This window comes from Pseudomonas viciae, from assembly GCF_004786035.1.
Classification (GTDB): domain Bacteria; phylum Pseudomonadota; class Gammaproteobacteria; order Pseudomonadales; family Pseudomonadaceae; genus Aquipseudomonas; species Aquipseudomonas viciae.
Genome location: NZ_CP035088.1, coordinates 844,383 through 863,365, shown reverse-complemented (window position 1 = coordinate 863,365; position 18,983 = coordinate 844,383). Strand labels below are relative to the sequence as shown.

Here is an 18,983-nt window from a genome sequence, read left to right as displayed (position 1 = left end):
TTGATTATCCACCAAGAACACACGGTGGTCGCCATAGCTGGTGGTCGCACATTCCGGCCCCCCCAGGGTCTGTCCCTGTTTGCCACGTGGCGAGGGGATTTATCCCCGCTCGAGTGCAAAGCACTCGCCAACGGACCGGGTCGATTCAGGGATTTTGTGGCTTTACGGGAATGCAAGTGGGTTTGATCGATCCACATCGATCAAAACCCACCTCCTGCGCTTACCTGGGATCGACTACATCCAGCGCCCGGTTTGCCAATAGCTGACCCAGCTCGATCAACTGTTGCAGCCCTAGTGCAACATACCGTCGAGAATCCTCCAGATCGAACGCCAGATCGCCGGCCATGGCATTGGCGGAGGCCAAGGTTTCGCTGAGATTGGCCAACAGGCTTTCAGCATCGACGCCCTCCATGACGGTGAACAACTGGTCCGGAGGTGGCTTCTTGTCAGGCTGGGCGGGCTTGGGGTTCAGATAGGAATCGATGACACGCTCGGCGTTGGCGTCGGCTGCGATGTCTAGATGCAGCGGTGGAACGGGTGGGTCGGGGATGAGTTTGTCCATATGGACCTCCTAACGTCAGTCGGATCCGCCACTGTTCGCGACTAAACGAAGGGGGTGGCGGCTATGCGCAGGTTAGTCGACCGGGACGTTAGGAAACCGGCGCACTCGAAAGTGCCCTGCGCACAGCCACCATAAAAATCAGCGAGAAAATCGTAGCCTGACTTCAAGGAGACCTTGCGCCTAACGAAATACCGAGCGACTAAACCCGACCGCTGAATTGGCAGCGGTGGACAAAGACTAGGCACCGAAATCAGCAGGCGCAAGGGACTGGAATTTTCTAGGAAATGTCCTGCAAGTCAATGGGGAATATTCGCTCCGTCGATTCCTACGACAAGCCAGTTCAACCATTCCATACAGAAACAAATTGCGTATAGTCCCGCCCGCCGCCCTTGCGGCAAACAGTTTTGGCAGCCCACAACCTCTGATGGAGCATGAGTTTTGTACAAGAAATTTACAGGGATCGTTTTTCTGCTATTGAGCGGTTGCTCACTGCATCCGTATACCAAGGACGAGCTGCTGAACACTGGCAAAACCAGCCCCGAATACTGCCTGACACAAGAGCGGGCGGTGGTGGAAGAACGGGTGCAAGGCTACCTGAACCACTGCTTTCACCCACAAGTGACCGAGCTCACGACGGGGGGAGACTCGTCAATACCATCCAATTGAAAGTCGACAGCAATGCCGAAAGAAGCGACATGGTGCTATGGGCGCCGACAATCTACGGCAGCCAGTTCTATATGAACGTGATCGTCTCGGAAAAGAACCCCGCCTGCAAAACCACCATGACTGCCGTGGCTTCAGGCTGGGCCTTTGAGCGAAACTTTCCGAAGATCCTGGAAAGCGCGAAGGGGGGAGCCCCGTGGTGCCCGCTGTAAACTCGTTGTACGCAAACCCGGGGTACCCAAGGCGCGACAGGAAGAAAAAGAAGCGGACAGCAAAATAAACCTGCCCATGGCGAGCGATCTACAATACGGCTTTTGTGGCGAGGGAGCTTGCTCCCTCGCCACAATGAAATTATTGGACCGCCTGCCCGGCCGATTCAGAAGCCGTGCGGCAGCCTCGCCATCAGACTAAACAACTTCATCGCTGTAGCCTTGGTAAAAAACCATCAATACTTTTGTTTTTCTCCTTCAATAAAGACAAAACAAACTCCAGCTCAAATCCTATTAAAAACTCAATAGCGTCATGAATTTTCCACCGATGTATTTCCGGACAATCGATTATTGAACTGAGATACTGCTTAATAAGCGGGATATATTCTAGATATTTTTCACGCGTCACAAAGGCAAGAGCATCGGCTATTTCAAAAGGCTCATTACCTGCAAACTCTATGATTTTAGATAAAGGTGAGAAGACTTGAGCCCTCGCTTCCTCTCGACCTCCCCTGCCAGCCATATTGGCAAAATACATAGTTACAGCCATAAGAATCTGACGATAAGTATCATCGTATCCATGTAGCCTATGAAGATAGACATTTTTTATAAGCTCAGGCCTTTCCATGCTTTTTTCCAAAGCGGCCAGGCCTTCAAGGACACCCCAACTGGTCAGCAATTTCGCTGCGTGGAAGCGCACCACATCATTATCTGAATTGTGGAGCAAATCCAGCACCGCACTCATTCTCTCCTGCGGAATATCCTCAGGATCCAGCTCTCCCGCCTCGGCGGCATAGTCTGCTTGATCCGGGATGCTATTAAGTAGGTCGTACGTTTTCCGATCCATAGTAAATCCTATTTCTGGATAAATTTAATATAGCCGGCCGGTACACAGCCCTTGATCAAGCACTCGCCATCACGCATTACGTTTACCAAGTCTGCTTCTGCCCTACTCAACAGAAAAGGGGGCTATCAGAGAAGGGGACAGATTTATTTACAGACCGAGAAACCAACGAGCCCACTCCCTCTGTGTTTACAAAATAAATCTGTCCCCTTTTCGCTCAGTCCCCTTTTCGCTATTTTTCTATAAGCGCAACACTAACAATCAACCCGCCGCACGCCTTTCAACTAACGACTTGATGTACCTCAGCCGCTCCAAAATAAAATCAGAAAAATTTGACGCCAACACATCAACCCCATCCAACTCAGAACTAATTTCTACGACCTGCCAATTATGTTTTGCGTCGAAAGCATATAGTACATCGCTCGAATTTCCACCGAATACGTAAACACCCTCATAGCCCTCAATTTCCCGACCGCATATAGTCGAATACTTCTCCGGACCATCATCGAGATGAAATGCCGCATCTAATTCGCCGAAACCAAACTCAGTGAGAAATTCCAGATAATCCGCTGGAGCTTGCTGCCGATCTAATTCATCAACATTGCTTAACATCGCATTCTTATCTGTTACACGGTAGCCGTAATTTCCCTCATAGTCTTCTGAGGACGTCAGAACTTCAACCAAAGACTTTAATTCTTCTTTATTTTTCATAATCATTCACACAAGATAGGGGACAGATTTATTTACTTCGGAAGCAGAACATCAGCCCGCTTACGCTTAAAAATAAATCTGCCCCCTTTTTTTCCTCACCTCTAACAATTAACTTTCAACATTAAATTTAATCTGGGCACCATCTGGCAGGTCTCTGATTTGGCTAGCTATATCAGCTCTAAGCTTCATCCCTTCCACAGCATCAGCTAAGTACAAGTTATCTAGCACAAACTCACCACCAAGCACGAAAGGCACTTTAGGCAACAGACGTTTCCCCGCAGGGAGTTGACCGTTCTGCTTTTGCCATTGATGCGCCAATGGATGCCCTGTAAGCACATCAAAATCAACAAGAATGCTTTTCGCCCAGCTTTCAATATCGTCAGCCAAGTACTCTAGCGAACCTATTTCTGGATCAAAAATATAGACCTTGCCATCTTTAAAACAGAACTGCCCACCAAAAACATCTTCAGCAAAAAAAAAGCACCCATCGGCCATGTATTTGTAGCCGCTGCGCCACAGAGCATTCGCATTCCAGTCATAAATTCCAATTTCTTGCTGACTAGAGTGTGTTGGAAATACGTGCAAAGCGCATTCGAAAGCATAAAAACCATTACGCCTGCGCAGCATTCCAAAAAGTTGATCAGCTAACCTATCTAGTAATCCATGCGATAGACCTAACCTTTCCGGTTCATGCTCGCTCAAAGACGAACTTGCGTTCGATAGTAAAGTATCTAAGCTAGTCATATTTTAATCCACCACATCTATTCGAACCTTCGTTCCGTTTGGCAACCCTCTGCATTGAGCGCCAATACAAGCACCTGCCAAAAAGGGGACACCCATTAGCCGGTCTCAAGTCAAGGCTAAAAGCCAACTCGCCCTGCAGCTTTTAACTGTAGGGTTCCCCTTTATCTCAACCTGCCTGGTTGAACCTGTCGTCCCCGTTTCCTCATCAATGGCTACGACCGAGTCGTGCCAGACACCCATTTGGATCAAGCGGTAGCGATACAGCACGCACCGCCCTGGCAGTGAACTGCCCCAGAGAAACGTTGGTGCCGCCAATGTGTCCAAAACGTGTCGCAGAACTGTGGCTCGCGCGTGGCACGCACGTCCAGTCTCAACTGGCTCACTTGGCGGACGACCCGGTTACAACACACTCAGGCGGTGATGGTCGGGCGCCACTCGGATTTCGTGGTTCATGCCCAGTCCCCTTTTGGTTGGCCGGCCATCACCTAACTCGCCCTTCAGGCGAAACAGCGTTTAGCGTCAAAAGGCTGTTTCTCCTTAAGTATGTGGTAGCTCGCACGCGCCAATTTATGAGCCAGTGCTTTGGTCGCGACCACGCTGTTTGTCTTGGCTTTCTTTTTCTCGAAAAATCGTTTGGCATCGTCACTGAAACGCCGGGCAAAATTGGCTGCTTCAATGAAAGCCCAAATGAGGTAAGCGTTGCCATTTTTTGCGTTGCCTTCACCTTTCTTTTTTCCGTTGGAGTAATGCGCACTTTTTACGCAGCGAGCGTAAGAGGCGAAGTTGCCGACCTCTGCAAAACGGTCTATGTCACCGGTTTCCAACATGATGATCGTTGCCAGTACTTCACCCACGCCTGGCATCGTTTTTAGCAACAAATATTCAGGTCGTAGCTTGGCCTGTTGAAGCAGTCGCGCGTCTAGCTCGGCGATCTGCGCCTCGAGCGCTTGGATGACCACCACATTGGCCTTCATCGCCAAAGCCACATCTATTGGCAGGCCCAGCCTGTCAACAGATGCGGCTGAAAAGCCTTTGATTTCATTACAGCTAAAACTATGCCCAAATTGACGTGCAGCGATATTTTCGACGGCCAGGATGTGCTGGGTTCTTGTGCGAACCAATTGAATTCGTTTACGCGCCAAATCTCGTAGCGCTCGTTCGTGCGGAGGATGAATATAGCCGTCGGCAGAATCCCCAGTCGCAGCAAATGCGCGAGAAATACAGCATCATCCTTATCGTCCGAGTGCTTCAAACCGTCATAGCGTTTCATCGCCACCGGGTTCGCCAATTTGACGTTCAAGCCCGCAGCCATAAGGCCATCGACAAGCCAATACCAGTTGTACGTCGACTCGACCACCACGCCGGCCAACTCGTCACGGTGCGGATCGAGGAGCGCAATAATCGGCGTTAGCTCATTGGGACAGCGCCGGCTCACCAAAACTCTATCCGTTTCGTCGGTAACCACGACAACGCTGTTGTTCGAATGCAGGTCTATGCCACAGAATTTCATCACGGCCTCCTCAGCAAAAGTCTAAGTTCGCACCTTGAATTTTGCGCCACCTCTGTGAGGTGGGGAGGCCGGCCAGATGATTCTCAGATTTATTTACAACCCGAGCAAAACCAACAAATCTGCCCCTCTGCGTTTCACAAAATAAATCTGTCCCCTTTTTGCTCAGAAAGCAGCCTTTGATTATTGTGCAGAGCCTGGTCGGGCCCTTTTGCACCATCTAAAAATCACACAAACATCTAATCCATTGCTACGCTTAAAGCGATCAATTTGATATTAGCGTCGCTTTCCACAAGCGTCCATCTTCCGAAAATTCCATGCGTAGCGCGTACGTCTTAAACTCATATTTCAGCCACTGCTGTACATAGCCGATTAACATATCGACTCTACCTGGCGCCTCTTTGCTAGGCGAGCCTAGCTCTGCAATAACATCTTCAACACGCCATGCTTGAGCTATACGACCAAGCACATCTTCCTTATATGCCGAATAACCTTCGTGAGGCTGCACCAAAAAATGAATGTGATTTAATTTTCCCGAACGAAACCCAATCTCTATGCCAGATTTAATAAACTTATAGAATCTTGTCTTACCTTCCGGGTCATTATAGTTATCCGGGGTTTCCGAAACGGCTGGCAACTCTCCGACTCTTCGACATAAGTCGGTGACTATTCCCCCGATTTCATCTTGACCAAGAGCCCGAACAAAATCCGACCAAGTGTTCATTATTTAATAACCCCCGTATTGCGATTTCTTTCCACTATTTTTTGAACAGTTTCATCTACCAACTTCGAATCATAACCTCTACTGTTCAGATTTGCCCGCAAAGCTTCTGTGTCACGACAAACTGCACCGCACAGATCCGCAGCATCTTGCTGAATCTGAGCAGGAGTATTTTTCCCGCCATACGTCGGACCTGCAATATGTACATCTCGTGGAACCTCTACAGCAGTAGAGTTTTGGTAGAGAGTCTTGGTCTCCAACTCAGTAAGGGGGCGGCCCAACTCTGCTTCCTTTGCTGTGCGCAACGCAGCAAATGAAGGGATATGGTCGTGTTCTAGACCATCTCCAACAACCTCTCTTGCCTTAAGGTTTTTATAGGCGTCGACCTCAAGTTCTTGAACCGCCGTTTTCGAAGGCGCGGATTCTTTTGCACCCCCCGTTTCCACCCACCCCTTCGGCGGATTCTCCGCAAACTTCTTGTCCCAATCAGGATCCCTCGGCCCCCCCCCCAGCCCATCGCGCCCTTTCGTTACACCATCCGAAGCCCCCTTACCCACAATACCAATGGCCTTGCCCGCTACGGACCCGGCAGCGTTGGTGACGGTCCCCAAGGCAATATCCAGCAGCGTGGTTGCACCACGAACGTATACATCACCTTTTTGATCAGTTGCCCCACGCTCGGAAAGCTCCTTGAAACGATCATCGCTATGCTCCAAATCGTCCTTGCTCTTGCCACTGAGCTCGCTCGCTAGGGATTTTGACAAAGCATCTTTAGCGTCGGCGATTTTGTCTCCGAACAGCTTATCCACCACCACATTACCGGCCAGACTCACCGCGGCTTTGACTGGTCCCATGACGGCTTGTATTCCCAAGCGTACAAGCTGCGCTTGCGCTGGGTTCAATTTATCGAGATAGGTCTGTAAAGCGTCAGCTTGAACCAACACATTTCCGCCGGGGGTACTTGGTACCACCGGCTTAAAATTCACAATCCTGCTGTTGCCATCCGCATCAACATAGTGGACCGGATCCTTCTGGCCCTCCTCTCCCGATGCACAGCCTCCTGTAGCGCCACAGCTTTCTTGTTGCTTGGCAAACGTTGTGAATAGCTCCGCGAAGTATTGGATAGCGATTACATCCTTAGGCTCCAGCTTCGCGATGTCATCAGGATCCTTACCATTGCGAACCAAGTTCTTCGCAACATTCAGCGCAACCTCATCCCCCAGCGCAGCTCTCGCCGCAGCAGGCACCTCATCAATTGAAACCCGCTGCGCCTGGATGTTGGTCCAGATCTGCTTGGTGGCCTCCACCGGCCCATTAACCAACTTGAGCGCGTCCTCATACGCTTTCAGGCTGCTATCGGGGTAGCTTTTGATGCTGTTCTTCCAAGCCTGCACCGTCCCAGAGGTATCCATCACCGCGTCCACCGAGGACTTGGTGACGTACAAGTCGGTCCGAGATTCCTCATCCTTGGTGATCTCGTAGGCCTTGCTCACGTCCCGGTTGAGCCCTGCCGTCGAATCGGTCCCGGTCTGAGCATCATTGCGTACCGCCACTTCACCGGCCCCAACAGTCGCCCGCACGATCTGTTGACGATCCTTTTCGTACTCCCAACCGCTGATGCTCCAGCCGTTTTTATCTTTCTCGCCTTTGCCAACCTGACTGCTGTCCTGGGCGCCGCCTCCCCCCTGGGAGTAGCTGCCACCCACGTTCAGGTAATAGCCATGTTCCTTGTCCTTACCGGCGATATCACTGAAGCCCAGAGTCCCAGTGTCCAGTTTGAGGTTGCCGTTGTCGGCGGCGATCAGGGCGCCATCCAGTTGAGTGTGATCCTCGGTCCGGATATCGACTTTGTTTTTGCCGGTGATGCTGGTTTGCTGCTCGACCCAATGGGTCTCACCGGTCGTCTGCCCATATCCCACAGAGCCACTGACGCCAGCCCCTGGACCAAAGGTCGCTGTAACGCTGAGGTCGAACTCTTTGCCTTTGACTTCGCCTGTGTCAGGCACCGAGGAGACATTCAGGTCGCCGCCGACACGGCCAACAACCTCATCGCCGCGCAGGGTGGCACCGCTGATGTTGGTGTCTTTGCCGCTGGTGAAGCCCAGGCGATTGCCCGCGTAGAGATAGGCTTCTTGCTGGCGGTTACCTTCGCGCTCAAGATTGCCCTTGCCGATGTTCACACTGACGTAGACGCCTACGCCTTGAGAACCGAATGTCAGGCCTGCCTCGCCACCACCGTTGTGTCGGTTGCTCTCACTGTCGCTGGCGTTCTGCGCCGACCTGATGTTCAGCTCATTACCGGCATCGAGCGCAATATCTCGCCCAGCTTTGACCTGAGTGCCTACCAGGTTGATGTCATGGCTGGCGTCCACGTTGACATCCCTTCCAGCGGCAACCTGAGTGGCCGTCGAATTGCCGTGAACGCCGTCCTCGGTGGCAACACCGTAGCTGCCACCGACACCCAGTTTAAAGCCGCCACTGGTGCCACCATGAATCCCACTCCAGCTTTGGCGATCAGTGCTTTCCTGGCTGACACTTCCCTTCGCCACATCCAGCGTGACGTCGCGACCTGTGACGTTGATATCCCGCCCGGCCTTTAGCTGCCCCCCTTTGACCGTGACGTCGCTACCGGCATTGAGATTTAGGTCGTTGCCCGCATCGAACGTCGACGCGCGGTTGGTCTGCTCAATGACCTGCTGACTACTGGTTTGTGTGCTGTTGCCGAACTTGACGTCAACGGTCGGTCCGTTGACGAATTGAGTGACGGCATCAATGCCTTTAAGGGTGCTGGACGCCTTGCTGACGCCGTTCTCCCCTTTCCCTGCGCCACTGACCGCGTCCTTGGTGTTGCCGTAGTTATGATTGAACGAAATGCCAAGCCCATTACGACTGGCTTCGCGCTCCTGCTCGGTCAGTTGGGTCTCGCGTGCAGCATCGATGTTGATATTGCGTCCGGCCGTGAGGCCAATGTCACGGGTGGCACGCAGATCAGAACCCGTCTGGTTGATATCGCGCTGAGCGTTGATGGCAACATCTTGCCCTGCACTGATCTGGTTGGCGGCAGCGGTCTGCTGTTCCAGACGGTTCTTTTCCTTGAGGCTATCGGCACCTGCAAAGAAATTGATCCCATTGGCATCCGAAGAAACACCGATCCCAGCTTGCTTGTTTTTCTCCCAATCCCGCTCGGAACGACTGTTCTGCGCAGCCAGAACATTCACATCACGCCCGGCATTCAAACTGACATTGCGCCCGGCATCGATGCCACTACCCACTAGGTTGATATCGCGCTCAGCCTGTAGAGTCGCATCACGATCAGCCGTCACCTGGCTACCAACGCTGGTACTGCTTTGCGCAATCCGGCCCGACTCTTTGGCTGAGGAGAACGACAAGAAACCACCCGAGACCGAGAGCCCGGTTTTTTTCTTGTATTGCTCGCTATGGCTGTAAGCGGTGTCGTTGGCAGAGACGAGGTTGATGTCGCCGCTGTCCTTGACCAGGCCCGCACGCAGTTCCACGTCATTACCGGCAGTGGTTTCGCTGGCGCGCAAACGCAAGTCATTGCCCGCGACCAGCACCACATCGTTGCCCGCTTCCAGCTCGCTGGCCACTTGGGAGGCTGTGGTTTTCAACTCGCTTTTGCCGCTCTTGGACAGGCCGAGGAAACCCGATTTGGTTTTCTTGCTGTAGGAGCCGTGCTCTTCGATACCTGAGAGCACCGCCACATCACCAGTGGCCCCAACCACCAGATCATTGCCGGCGCTCAACTGACTGCCGATCACCGTGACGTTGCGGCCGCCGTCCAGCGTGACACCGCCACTGGCGGCTTGGCTGGTATTGACGGTCAGGTCTTGCCCGGCCTCCACCACCGACGCAACGTTGGTGCTGTCATAGCTTTCCCGTTGTTCGCTTTTACTGCGGCCAAAAGAACCTTTGCTTTTCTTCGAGTAGAACTCTGCGGCTTCGTCCTTCGCGGACAACAGACTGATGTCGCGACTGGCGTCGAGGGCAACGTCCTTGGCCCCTTTCAGTTGGCTGGCCACCAGGCTCAGGTCTTGCCCGGCCTTGGCGCTCAGATCCCCACCTGACTGGATAACCGAAGACTGCTGGCGAACAAGGTCGCTGCTGCTTTTGACTTTTTTACTTTGGGAGAAACGATGGCTTTCGTTGGCCGCAGACGTGATAGCGATATCGCGCCCGGCAGTCAGTGCCAGGGTACTCTGGGCGATGACGTTGCTGGCGACCACCCTCAGGTCCTGCCCAGCGGTCACCTTCATCTCGCGGCCCGCGGTAGCGCTGGAACCATGTTGGGTGATGGTTTGGTCCCGGTGCCTGCTACCCATCGTGTTGCTGTCCACCTGCTCGGCAGAGGTGATGTTCACATCACGCACCGCCTGCAAGTTCATGTCGTTACCACTCTTGAGCACACCACCAACATTGGCGATATCCCGCCCAGCGCCCGCGCTCAGGTCATGACTCGCCTCAATCCGCGCCGCGCTGTCAGCAAAGTCGCGTTGCTCAGTCTTGTAGCCAGTGCTGCTGGCATGCCGCGTGATGGTTCGCTCATTGGTCACATCACCGGTCACGGCAACAACACTGACATCCCGCCCAGCAATAACCCCGCCGGCCCGGTTAGTAAGATCATTCCCCGCCAACGCCTCAAGACGATTCCCCGCCTCCAACAACCCGCTGTTAACCAGACTGTCGCCAGCCGTCGCCCTCAGGTTGCTGGCCGCACGCAAAGTGCCCGCATTGCTCAGGTTCTTACCCGCGATCAGGCTGACATCCGCACCCTGGATCAACGCCCCATTGGCCGCCAGACGATGGTTGGCCTGGGCCAGATAAAGCACCGGAACCAACACCTGTTCGTTGTTCACCGTCCGGTTTTCCATCCAGACGATGTCGTGGGTCAGGGCCGCGACTTGTTCGGCGCTGAGGCTCACGCCCAGGGAGAGGTTGAGGGCGTCCTTGCTGGCGATGGCGTTGTTCATCAGGTACTTGAACATGCCGTCGTCGGAGGTCTGGCCGTCGAGGAAGCGTTGGCCGGTGCGGGCGATCACCGCCTGTTGGATCAGGCGTTGTTCGTAGAAGCCGTCACCCAAGCGCTTGGCGGCGGTGTCGGGGTCGTAGCCCAGGTTTGTCAGCAGGTAGTCCGAGCTCATGAACTGGCGCATGTCGGTCAGCGCCGGGTTGGTTTCGATCAGGTACTTGTGCGGGTTGGATTTGATCGAGCTGTCCGGCAGGCCGCGCACCTGTTGCAAGCCGCTGCCTTGGGTGGGCGTGGCCGAGCCGTCGCCGCTCATGCGGAACAGGCCGTTTTGCCCGGTGGGCAAGTCGAAGCCCGGCAAGGCCAGCGGATCGACCTGTTGCTGAGTCAGGTTCGGCGGTAGCTGCCGATTGACGTTGATGCGGGTCGAGAAAACGTTGTCAGCCTGGGTATCGGTGCGCGGGCCGGCGCCGACGTAGTTGTAGCCGCCACGCACGACGCTGTTGTCGGCGTTGCCCGAGGTGCGGACATCGACTGCGCCGCCGGCCTGGATAATCGCGGCGTAGGTCTGGTTATCGGTAGTACTTGTCTGGGTGCGGAACTGCGGGAGCTCACGTTCGGTCATGCCGATGAAGCGGCTCATCGCTGCTTCAAGGCCACCCAGGTTATTGGCGTTGTAGCCTGGGCTCTGCAGCCAGTATTTATTGGTGAAGTCATTCGCGGCGGCGCGCCAGCCACCTGGGCTACGCGTACGCTCGGACATGAAGGTGCGCGAGGTTTCGGTCTCGCCGGTCTCGATGCCGATGTTGTTCAGGCTGACGAGGTTGGCGGTCAATGCGCCGCCGATGCCGATGCTGCTGCTCCGGTTGGTCAGGGTGTCGCCCTGGATATCCAGGTTGCCACCGGTGGTGATGCTGGAGGCCGCGCTGGCGGCGGTGACTTCGAACTTGTCGCGCTGGATGATCTGCCAGACGTGGTTTTCCTTGCCGCCGCTGCAATCACCGGCATTGACCCCTTCGATGCAGGCCACTTCCCTGATCGAGGCGGTATAGATGCCGGCGTCGTGGGTGGTCAAGACCTCGCGGACGTTGTCGATCGTGCTGGCCGCCAGACGCATGTTGCCGTCGCTCTGCAGCGTGCCGGAGCTGTTGAGGATGCGGCTGGCACGGGTGCCGAGGCCGTCGCGATCGATACTCAGATCACCCAGGCTGTAGATGTCGGCATAGCGGTTGGTCAGGTTGTTTACGCGCAGGCTGGTGTTGCCGCCGCTGAAGATCAATCCGTGTTCGTTGAGCAGGTCGCCGGTTGTGACACCGAGCGCGCCGGCACTGCCCAACGTGCCGTAGTTGTTGATCGTGGCGGCCGTGACGCTCAGGTCCGCCGCCGAGGTCAGCCGACCGTAGCTGTTGAGGACACCATCGACCACGACGGTTGTGTTGCCGCCGCCAGCGATACTGCCGTTTTGCTCCAGACTGATCAGCGCGGCCTTGAGGCCCAAGGTGCCAAGGCTGCTCAAGCGGCCGTTGCCGGCATAGGCGCCGGTCAGTTGCAGGTCGATCGCCCCATCGCTGCCGATCAGGCCATCAACCCGCCAGTTGCTGCCACGGCCTTCCATACTATTGGCGCTGAGCAACTGGCCGGTGGCCGTCTGGGTCAACTGATCGACATGAACCACCAGGTGCCCGGCCTGGATCGCGGTGCTGTTGGTCCAGCGGTCAGCGGTCACCGTCAGGTTGCCGTAGGTCACCAGTTGCCCACCCGCCTGGCCCAGATTGGCCTGGCTGATACCAAACAATCCCAGACCGGTGTGCAGCAGCTTGCCACCCACGTTCTGGACGCTGCCGGTGTCGAAGCCCACATCATTACTGGCGGTTTCGAGGGTGCCGTCGCTGTTATCGAACAACCCACCAATGTTGAACGCCGTGGTGCTGTTCTTGCCCAGGGTGCGCAGTTGGCCTTTCTGATTGCTCAGGCTAGCGGCCAGAACATCCAGGCTGTCCTGGCTTTCGATAATGCCGGCGTTGTTGTTCAGCGCGCCCGAAAGGTCAAAGTCGATGCGACTGGCGCTGATCTGCCCGCCGCCACTGTTGTCCATGTCCCGGCCAATGACCTGGACCTTGCCCGTGGCGTACATCCCGCCGCTGCGGTTGTTGATGTCCGCACCCGCGTTGCTGATCACGATATCGCCCGCTTGCGCGGCCAGGCGCCCGCCGTCGTTGAACAGCCCCGCCAAGGCTTGGATGTTCAGTCCTTGGGCCTGGATCGTGCCGCCCTGGCGATTCACGTCATAGCCATTTTTCAGCACGCCGGTGGTGCGCGCCTCCAACGCGGCCTTGACGCTGGAGAGCACGCCGCCACGGTTGTCCAGGTTGGTGGCGAAGACACTCAGGTTGGCGTCCTGGGCGATGATGCTGCCGCCCTGGTTATCGATATCGCCCGCGACATCCACGGTGACCAAGCCTTTGCCTTGCAGCGTGCCTTTGGCGTTATTCAGACTGGCAGCATCGAACTCAACCTCGTCAGTACGGCTGGCGATCAGGCCTTTGTCGGCGTTGTTCACCGCGCCAGTCGCGCTGACCAGCAGCTTGCCATTGGCGGCGACGGTGCCTTTGTTGCTGTTGTCCAGGCTGGCGGTGCGCACGGTCATGACGCCTTGGCTGGATAGCTCGCCGCCCTGGTTTTTGATCGCGCCGGTGTTGGTGATGTCGAGGTTTTTGCCAGCCATGACCAGGCCGGTCAGGTTGTCCAGGCTGCCGAGGATCAGCGTCGCGCTGTTCAGGCTCGACAGTTCACCCGCGTTGTTTTCCAGATGGCCCAGGTTGGCCGTCAGCAGGCCCTGGCTATTGATCAGGCCGCCCTGGCTGTTCAGGACTTGATTGGCGGCCAGGTGCAATTCGGTGCCGCCGAGAATTCGGCCTTTGTTGCGGTTATCCACAGCGTTGCCGGTGACGGTGGTCTTGCCCTGCCCACTGAGGGTGCCGCCCTGGTTGTTCAGCCCGACGCTGGTCGTGACATTCAGGTCGCGACTGGCGATGACGGTTTTTCCGGCGTTGTTCAACTGCTTGGCAGAGAGGGTGACATCACCTGTGGTGTTGCGGCTGTTATCGGCGTTGACCCCGGCTTCGATGATGCCGTTGTTGCTCAACGTGCCACCGCTGTCCAGGTGAACGCTGTCGCGGGCCACCAGGTTGTTCTGGCTGGTCAGGTCGCCCTGGGTCTTAACGTCCAAGCGGCTACCAGCGTACACCTGGCCACGGGTTTCCAGGCTGTTGGCCTGGATGTTGACGGCACCGGCGGCGGCCGTCTCGGCCATGCTCAAATGCCCATTGGCATCAAGCTGAATATCCCCCCCACTGGCGACCATCTTGCCGTCCAGCTTCACCCCAACCCCAGCTTCAGTCCCCACCAGCTTGATGGCACCTGCGTACATCCCGCCCAAGGCCGAAGAATCGATAGCCAGTTCCGGCTTGGCACTGCCGTCGTCAGCGCGCGCAGTGGCATTCAGGGTGCCGGCGTTAACGTCATTGCGCCCGGCGACGATGGTCAGGTTCTTGGCCTGGATCTCGGCGTTGATCTTGGCGCTGCGGGTGATGATTTCGAAACGGTCGACGTTGTTGGCGTTGAGGCCCGCGCCTTCAATGGCAACGCTGCCCTGATCCACTTGATAGCGGTTCACCTGGCCGTTTTCGATGATCGGCTTACCCGTGGTCAGGGTCGCCTTCGGGGTGTTGATGAACCCGCAGCCATTGCAGGTGATGCCATAAGGGTTGGCGACGATGACATGGGCCGACTGCCCCGCCACCTCGGTGTAACCGCGCAACTGGCTCGGGTTGCCGCCGTTGACTTCGTTGAGGATGACCCTGGCGGCCGTGCCCTTGAGGTTCGGGTTGCCAAGGATGATCCCGCCCAGTTGCGTGGCTTGGGCGGGGTTGGTGGCGTTGTTGAGGATCACGCCGTTGCTGCCGACGTTGTAGTCCTTGAACTGGTTGTGGGACAAGCCGCTGCCGTTGGGCTTGGCGATGTTGACCACCGGTACGCCGTTGCCGGCCTGGCCGAGGCTGGTGCCCGGCGCGCTGACCACGATGCCGCCCGCCTGGGCCCACATCGGCTGCCAGAACATGACGTTGGCCAGCAGGAATGCCAGGCCGCGCTTGGGCATGCCCCAGAAGGCGTCGCGGGTTTTCAGGGTGGCAGAAGGCTGGCGGGCCAGGAAGGCGTATTGGCGGTCGTCCATGATCAGGTCTCGTTACAGCAAAAATTAGATAGATACATCCACGCGGAAGTAGATCGGCGCTTCGCGCTCGGTCAGGGCATCCGGACGTTCCAGGGAGTGGGCGAAGGTCACGCTGGCGCTCAGGTGCTCGCCGCGGGCGAACAATTCCAGCGAGTTGCTCGACATGCGCCCGTGCTCATCGCCGTTGTAGCGATTGCCGCGAATCACGCCCTGGTCATAACCGAGGCTGGTGCCGTATTCGGCGAACACCGGGCGCAGCCACTCCAGGGTCACCGGCCGGCTCCAGCGCAGGTCGTTGCGCCAGTAGCCGCCGCTGTCGCCGGACAGCGTCTGGTCCTTGTAGCCACGAATCGACGACAGGCCCCCCAGGCTCATGCGCTGCGGGCTGAACAACACGTCCTCACTGCGCTGGCCGGTCATCAGGCTGCTGAAGCTGAACGATTCGCCCCACATCTGGAACGGTTGCAGGTAGCTGAGGGTGGCGGTGTATTTGCGATAGCGCGCATCCGGCAGCCCAGGCCCCGGCTCGTGATCGCCCTGGGCATCGAGGGCGCCGATACCTTGTTGCAGGCCCAGGTCGAGGTTGATGAACGCGTTGCCGACCCGTCGTCCATGGTTGATACCGAACTGCGCTTCGCTGATGCGATTGCTGCTCTCGGCGAGTTTGCTGTCTTCGATGAAGTTGTTGGTGCGCAGGTACGCCAGGCCGGTGTTGAGCGAGGTCTTGCTCATGGCATCGCGATGGACCACCCGTTCCAGGCGCACCTGATGGTTCTGGCTGTCGCCGCTCTGCTTGAAATTGAAGCCGTTGGCCTGGCCCAGGGCGCGGTACTCGCTCTGGCTGTAGGTGTAGCTCAGGTTCCACCAGCCAAACGGCAGGTTGTAATAGAGCATGCCGTTGCGCGAGGTTTTCTGGTGATCGCTGACGGCATCGTGGCCGCCGCGCAAGGCCAGTTGATCGGCCAGGCCCAGGGGGCTGTCCCAGTCCAGAGAGGCGCCCCATTGCTGTTCGCCGGTGCTTTTCTGCCCGTCGTTATGCCGTGACAGGCCGGCGCGCCAAGGTTTCTGCGCGGTGTTATTGACCAGCACCTGGCTGCCACCGATGTTCTGCCCCGGCGTCAGTTCCATTTGTGCACGGTTGGACGGCAAACGGTTCAGCTGATCGACCATCTGCTCCATCTCCCGCAGGTTGAGCAGTTCGCCGGTTTTGCCGGGAAACGCCATCGCCAACTCGCGCTCCGACAGCTTACTGTTCTCGGCACCTTTCAGGCCTTCCAGGCGCCCCTCGACCACCAGCACTTGCAGGTGACCGCTGGACAGGTCCTGTTGCGGCAAGTAGGCGCGACTGGTGACCAGGCCTTTTTCCAGGTAGTAATCGGTGATGACCTTGAGCAACTGGTTAAGCTGCGGCACGCCCAGGCATTGGTTGAGGAAGGGCTTGAGCAGGCGCTGGCGCTCGCCTTCGGACAGGGCGTCGGCGCCCTTGAGTTCGATGGTCTTGATCGGGAAACAACGGGTATCGGCAGGTGCCGTGGGCTGGGCCGGCTTCGCCTCCTTGCCAGGCAGGTCCTTGAGTTCTTCAAGGCGTCGGCGCTGCTCTTGGAGCAGACGGTCCTGCCGTTCACGGATCAGGTCCGTGTCGCCGGGGGTTGGCGCGGCGACGGCAATGTTCATCGCTAGAAAACACAGCGACGCAACGACTAGCCTCGTCCCTAAGGCGAATACGGACATGTTCGATCCCTCGATACAGAAATGACAGCAGGCATGCACAGCAATGCGCGCACACCAGACCCTGCATATCGCTTTCGGTTCAAGAGAGCGGGAATTTTCCACTCAAAAAAGAGACGCGTCTCACAGGACGCGTCGAAAAACACAACACAAAACGACTGCTCGGATTGCGCAGACGCCTACAAACACTCATCCAGGAAACTCACCACAGTTCCCATGCAAGCCATCCGCTCCTCGATATGGGGCATATGGCTGGAGTGTTCGAACAACGCCCAGCGAATGTCGGGAACATGATCCACATAGGGCTTGACCACCAACGGCGTCGCTTCATCGTATCGGCCTGAAATCAACAGGGTCGGCACCCTGACGCGAGGCAAGCGATCGGTGATGGACCAGTCCTTCATGCTGCCGATCACATGGAACTCGGTGGGGCCATTCATGGCGTGATAAACGGTAGGATCGGCATCGATCTGGGCAAAGGTACGGGCGACTTCGTCGGGCCAGGGCGTGATACGACAGACATGACGGTCGTAGAAAACCCGAGCGGCCTCAAAGTACTCGGTAGACGTCAAGGTTCCAGCCCGCTCGTGCTTGAGCAGTGTTTGCTGCACCTCAATGGGTAGCAGCTGGCGCAAGCGATTGACCTCAAGGAGCCAGGTGGACATGTCCGCCGGGGAGTTGGCGATGATCAACGCGCGCAAGCCCGCAGGCTGGAGCACCGCATGTTCGCTGGCCAACATGCCGCCCCAGGATTGCCCCAAAAGTGCGTAATTGTCGCGAATGCCCAGATGATCCAGCAGGTTCCCCAACTCATCGAGAAAGAGCGCCACGTTCCAGAACGAGGGGTCTTTTTCCGGAAGATGGGTGGAACGCCCATTACCCAGTTGGTCGTAATGAATCACCGGATAGCCACTGTTGGCAATATCCTTGAAAGCATCGACATAATCGTGTGTACAGCCCGGGCCGCCATGCAGGATCAGCAGCGGCGTACGGCCACTGCTGAAATCGCCAGTGATGCGATACCAGGTCTGATACGGACCAAAAGGCGCAAAGCCTTCGTGTGTTACGGGAAGATCCATTTCGTGCCGCCCCCTAGGAATCCTGCGGCACACGATACCGGGGACTGGCCGGCGGAATAACTAGAGAAACAGATAGGTTTTTGCCCGACTTCAGCTATCGAGCAACCGATAATGCACTGCCCTGACCACGGCCTGGACCCGATTCCTGGCGCCGAGCTTGTGCATTGCAGAAGTCAGGTGGAGGGTGATGGTGGCCAAGGAGCGATTCAGTTGCCTGGCAATGTCCGCCGCCGTCAACCCCTCAGCGGCTAATCTCAAGCACTCACGCTCGCGTTTGGTCAGGCGAACCGGGCATGTGCGGGCTTCCTTGACGAGTAGCGGAAAAGCCGCCTCTTGCAGGGCATGGGAAATCAGGCTGAAGTCGCCCAGCGTTTGCCGGACATCCTGCAGGGTGCTGCCCTTCGTATCGGCGCGCAGCCCGGTCAATGTCGCAAAGCCGCCCTTGGGCAAATGCATCGGCACCGTCACGCCACAGGTCATGCGCGAATCCTGCAGATAGCTCACGACCGGTGCATGACTCTGGCCGATGAACGGCTGCAGCACCGTGTCGGCCTCCGGTCGATAGGACCAGACAAAAGGAGAAATGGCATTGATTGCCAGATGCTGGACGGGGTCGATCTGGTAATAACCTTCTTCACACCAGAGCGAGTGCCAATCACGGGGGGTATTGCGCAACTTCAGCACAGTCGGGGTGATCAGTGCCCCATCATGATCCAGCGGCACCGGACTGTAGTCATACACCAAGGCTTCAAAGCCTAACGCCTGGGCCATCCCCAGGGCGTTGTCCATCTGCTCGTCCAGGCTCCTGCCAGACAAAAGACGGGTATTGAAGTCAGACAGCTTGGCCTGCATCCATTCAGCTCCCTTATTAATTTCAATCCTGAAATCGTGCAAGTAGAATGCCACGCCTGAGCGAGGGAATGCCAGATCAAACCTATAAGAATTGCTAGCTTATGGGCACGTAGCTTCCTCGGTAAGGTTTAGCCAAAGGGCGGCA

At 56.6% G+C, this 18,983-nt stretch carries 12 protein-coding genes; 1 reads left to right on the top strand and 11 read right to left on the bottom strand.

Annotated elements, in window-relative coordinates; all coding sequences use genetic code 11:
* Positions 1-220 precede the first annotated feature (220 nt).
* Positions 221-562, bottom strand: coding sequence for a DUF6124 family protein (locus tag EPZ47_RS03755; protein ID WP_135843593.1), 342 nt, complete (start codon positions 560-562; stop codon positions 221-223).
* A 431-nt stretch (positions 563-993) separates the two neighbouring features.
* Here EPZ47_RS03755 and EPZ47_RS03750 point away from each other — a divergent pair, with 431 nt between their 5' ends.
* The gene (locus tag EPZ47_RS03750; RefSeq protein WP_135843592.1) at positions 994-1,437 is read left to right on the top strand and encodes a hypothetical protein; all 444 of its coding nucleotides are present in this window, start codon (positions 994-996) and stop codon (positions 1,435-1,437) included.
* Between the two features lie 205 nt (positions 1,438-1,642).
* Here the strand turns inward: EPZ47_RS03750 and EPZ47_RS03745 are convergent, their stop codons facing one another.
* The 10 genes from EPZ47_RS03745 to EPZ47_RS03705 all read right to left on the bottom strand — a co-directional run bounded on the left by EPZ47_RS03745 (position 1,643) and on the right by EPZ47_RS03705 (position 18,838).
* A complete protein-coding gene (locus tag EPZ47_RS03745; protein ID WP_135843591.1) occupies positions 1,643-2,281 on the bottom strand; it encodes a hypothetical protein in 639 nt (212 codons plus the stop codon).
* Between the two features lie 258 nt (positions 2,282-2,539).
* On the bottom strand, positions 2,540-2,989 hold the full coding sequence (locus EPZ47_RS03740; protein WP_135843590.1) for an SMI1/KNR4 family protein: 450 nt from the start codon (positions 2,987-2,989) through the stop codon (positions 2,540-2,542).
* Between the two features lie 108 nt (positions 2,990-3,097).
* Positions 3,098-3,733, bottom strand: a complete 636-nt coding sequence (locus EPZ47_RS03735) for an SMI1/KNR4 family protein (protein WP_238346708.1) — start codon at positions 3,731-3,733, stop codon at positions 3,098-3,100.
* 497 nt (positions 3,734-4,230) lie between these two features.
* Positions 4,231-4,707: a transposase gene (locus tag EPZ47_RS30315; protein WP_238346707.1), complete on the bottom strand. Its 477-nt coding sequence runs from the start codon at positions 4,705-4,707 to the stop codon at positions 4,231-4,233.
* 14 nt (positions 4,708-4,721) lie between these two features.
* Complete coding sequence (locus EPZ47_RS30310; RefSeq protein ID WP_238346706.1) at positions 4,722-5,243, bottom strand: IS110 family transposase; 522 nt, start codon at positions 5,241-5,243, stop codon at positions 4,722-4,724.
* Between the two features lie 262 nt (positions 5,244-5,505).
* Positions 5,506-5,964 (bottom strand): hypothetical protein, encoded by a 459-nt coding sequence (locus EPZ47_RS03725; RefSeq protein ID WP_135843589.1) that lies wholly within the window; start codon positions 5,962-5,964, stop codon positions 5,506-5,508.
* Positions 5,964-15,179 carry a hemagglutinin repeat-containing protein gene (locus EPZ47_RS03720; RefSeq protein WP_238346705.1) on the bottom strand — a complete coding sequence of 3,072 codons (9,216 nt, stop codon included), beginning with the start codon at positions 15,177-15,179 and terminating at the stop codon, positions 5,964-5,966. Before EPZ47_RS03720 ends, EPZ47_RS03725 begins: the two co-directional genes overlap by 1 nt.
* A gap of 24 nt (positions 15,180-15,203) precedes the next feature.
* The gene (locus tag EPZ47_RS03715) at positions 15,204-16,910 is read right to left on the bottom strand and encodes a ShlB/FhaC/HecB family hemolysin secretion/activation protein (protein WP_135843588.1); all 1,707 of its coding nucleotides are present in this window, start codon (positions 16,908-16,910) and stop codon (positions 15,204-15,206) included.
* 176 nt (positions 16,911-17,086) lie between these two features.
* Positions 17,087-17,986, bottom strand: coding sequence for a proline iminopeptidase-family hydrolase (locus EPZ47_RS03710; RefSeq protein WP_135843587.1), 900 nt, complete (start codon positions 17,984-17,986; stop codon positions 17,087-17,089).
* A 90-nt stretch (positions 17,987-18,076) separates the two neighbouring features.
* Positions 18,077-18,838 carry a LuxR family transcriptional regulator gene (locus EPZ47_RS03705; protein WP_135843586.1) on the bottom strand — a complete coding sequence of 254 codons (762 nt, stop codon included), beginning with the start codon at positions 18,836-18,838 and terminating at the stop codon, positions 18,077-18,079.
* Positions 18,839-18,983 lie beyond the last annotated feature (145 nt).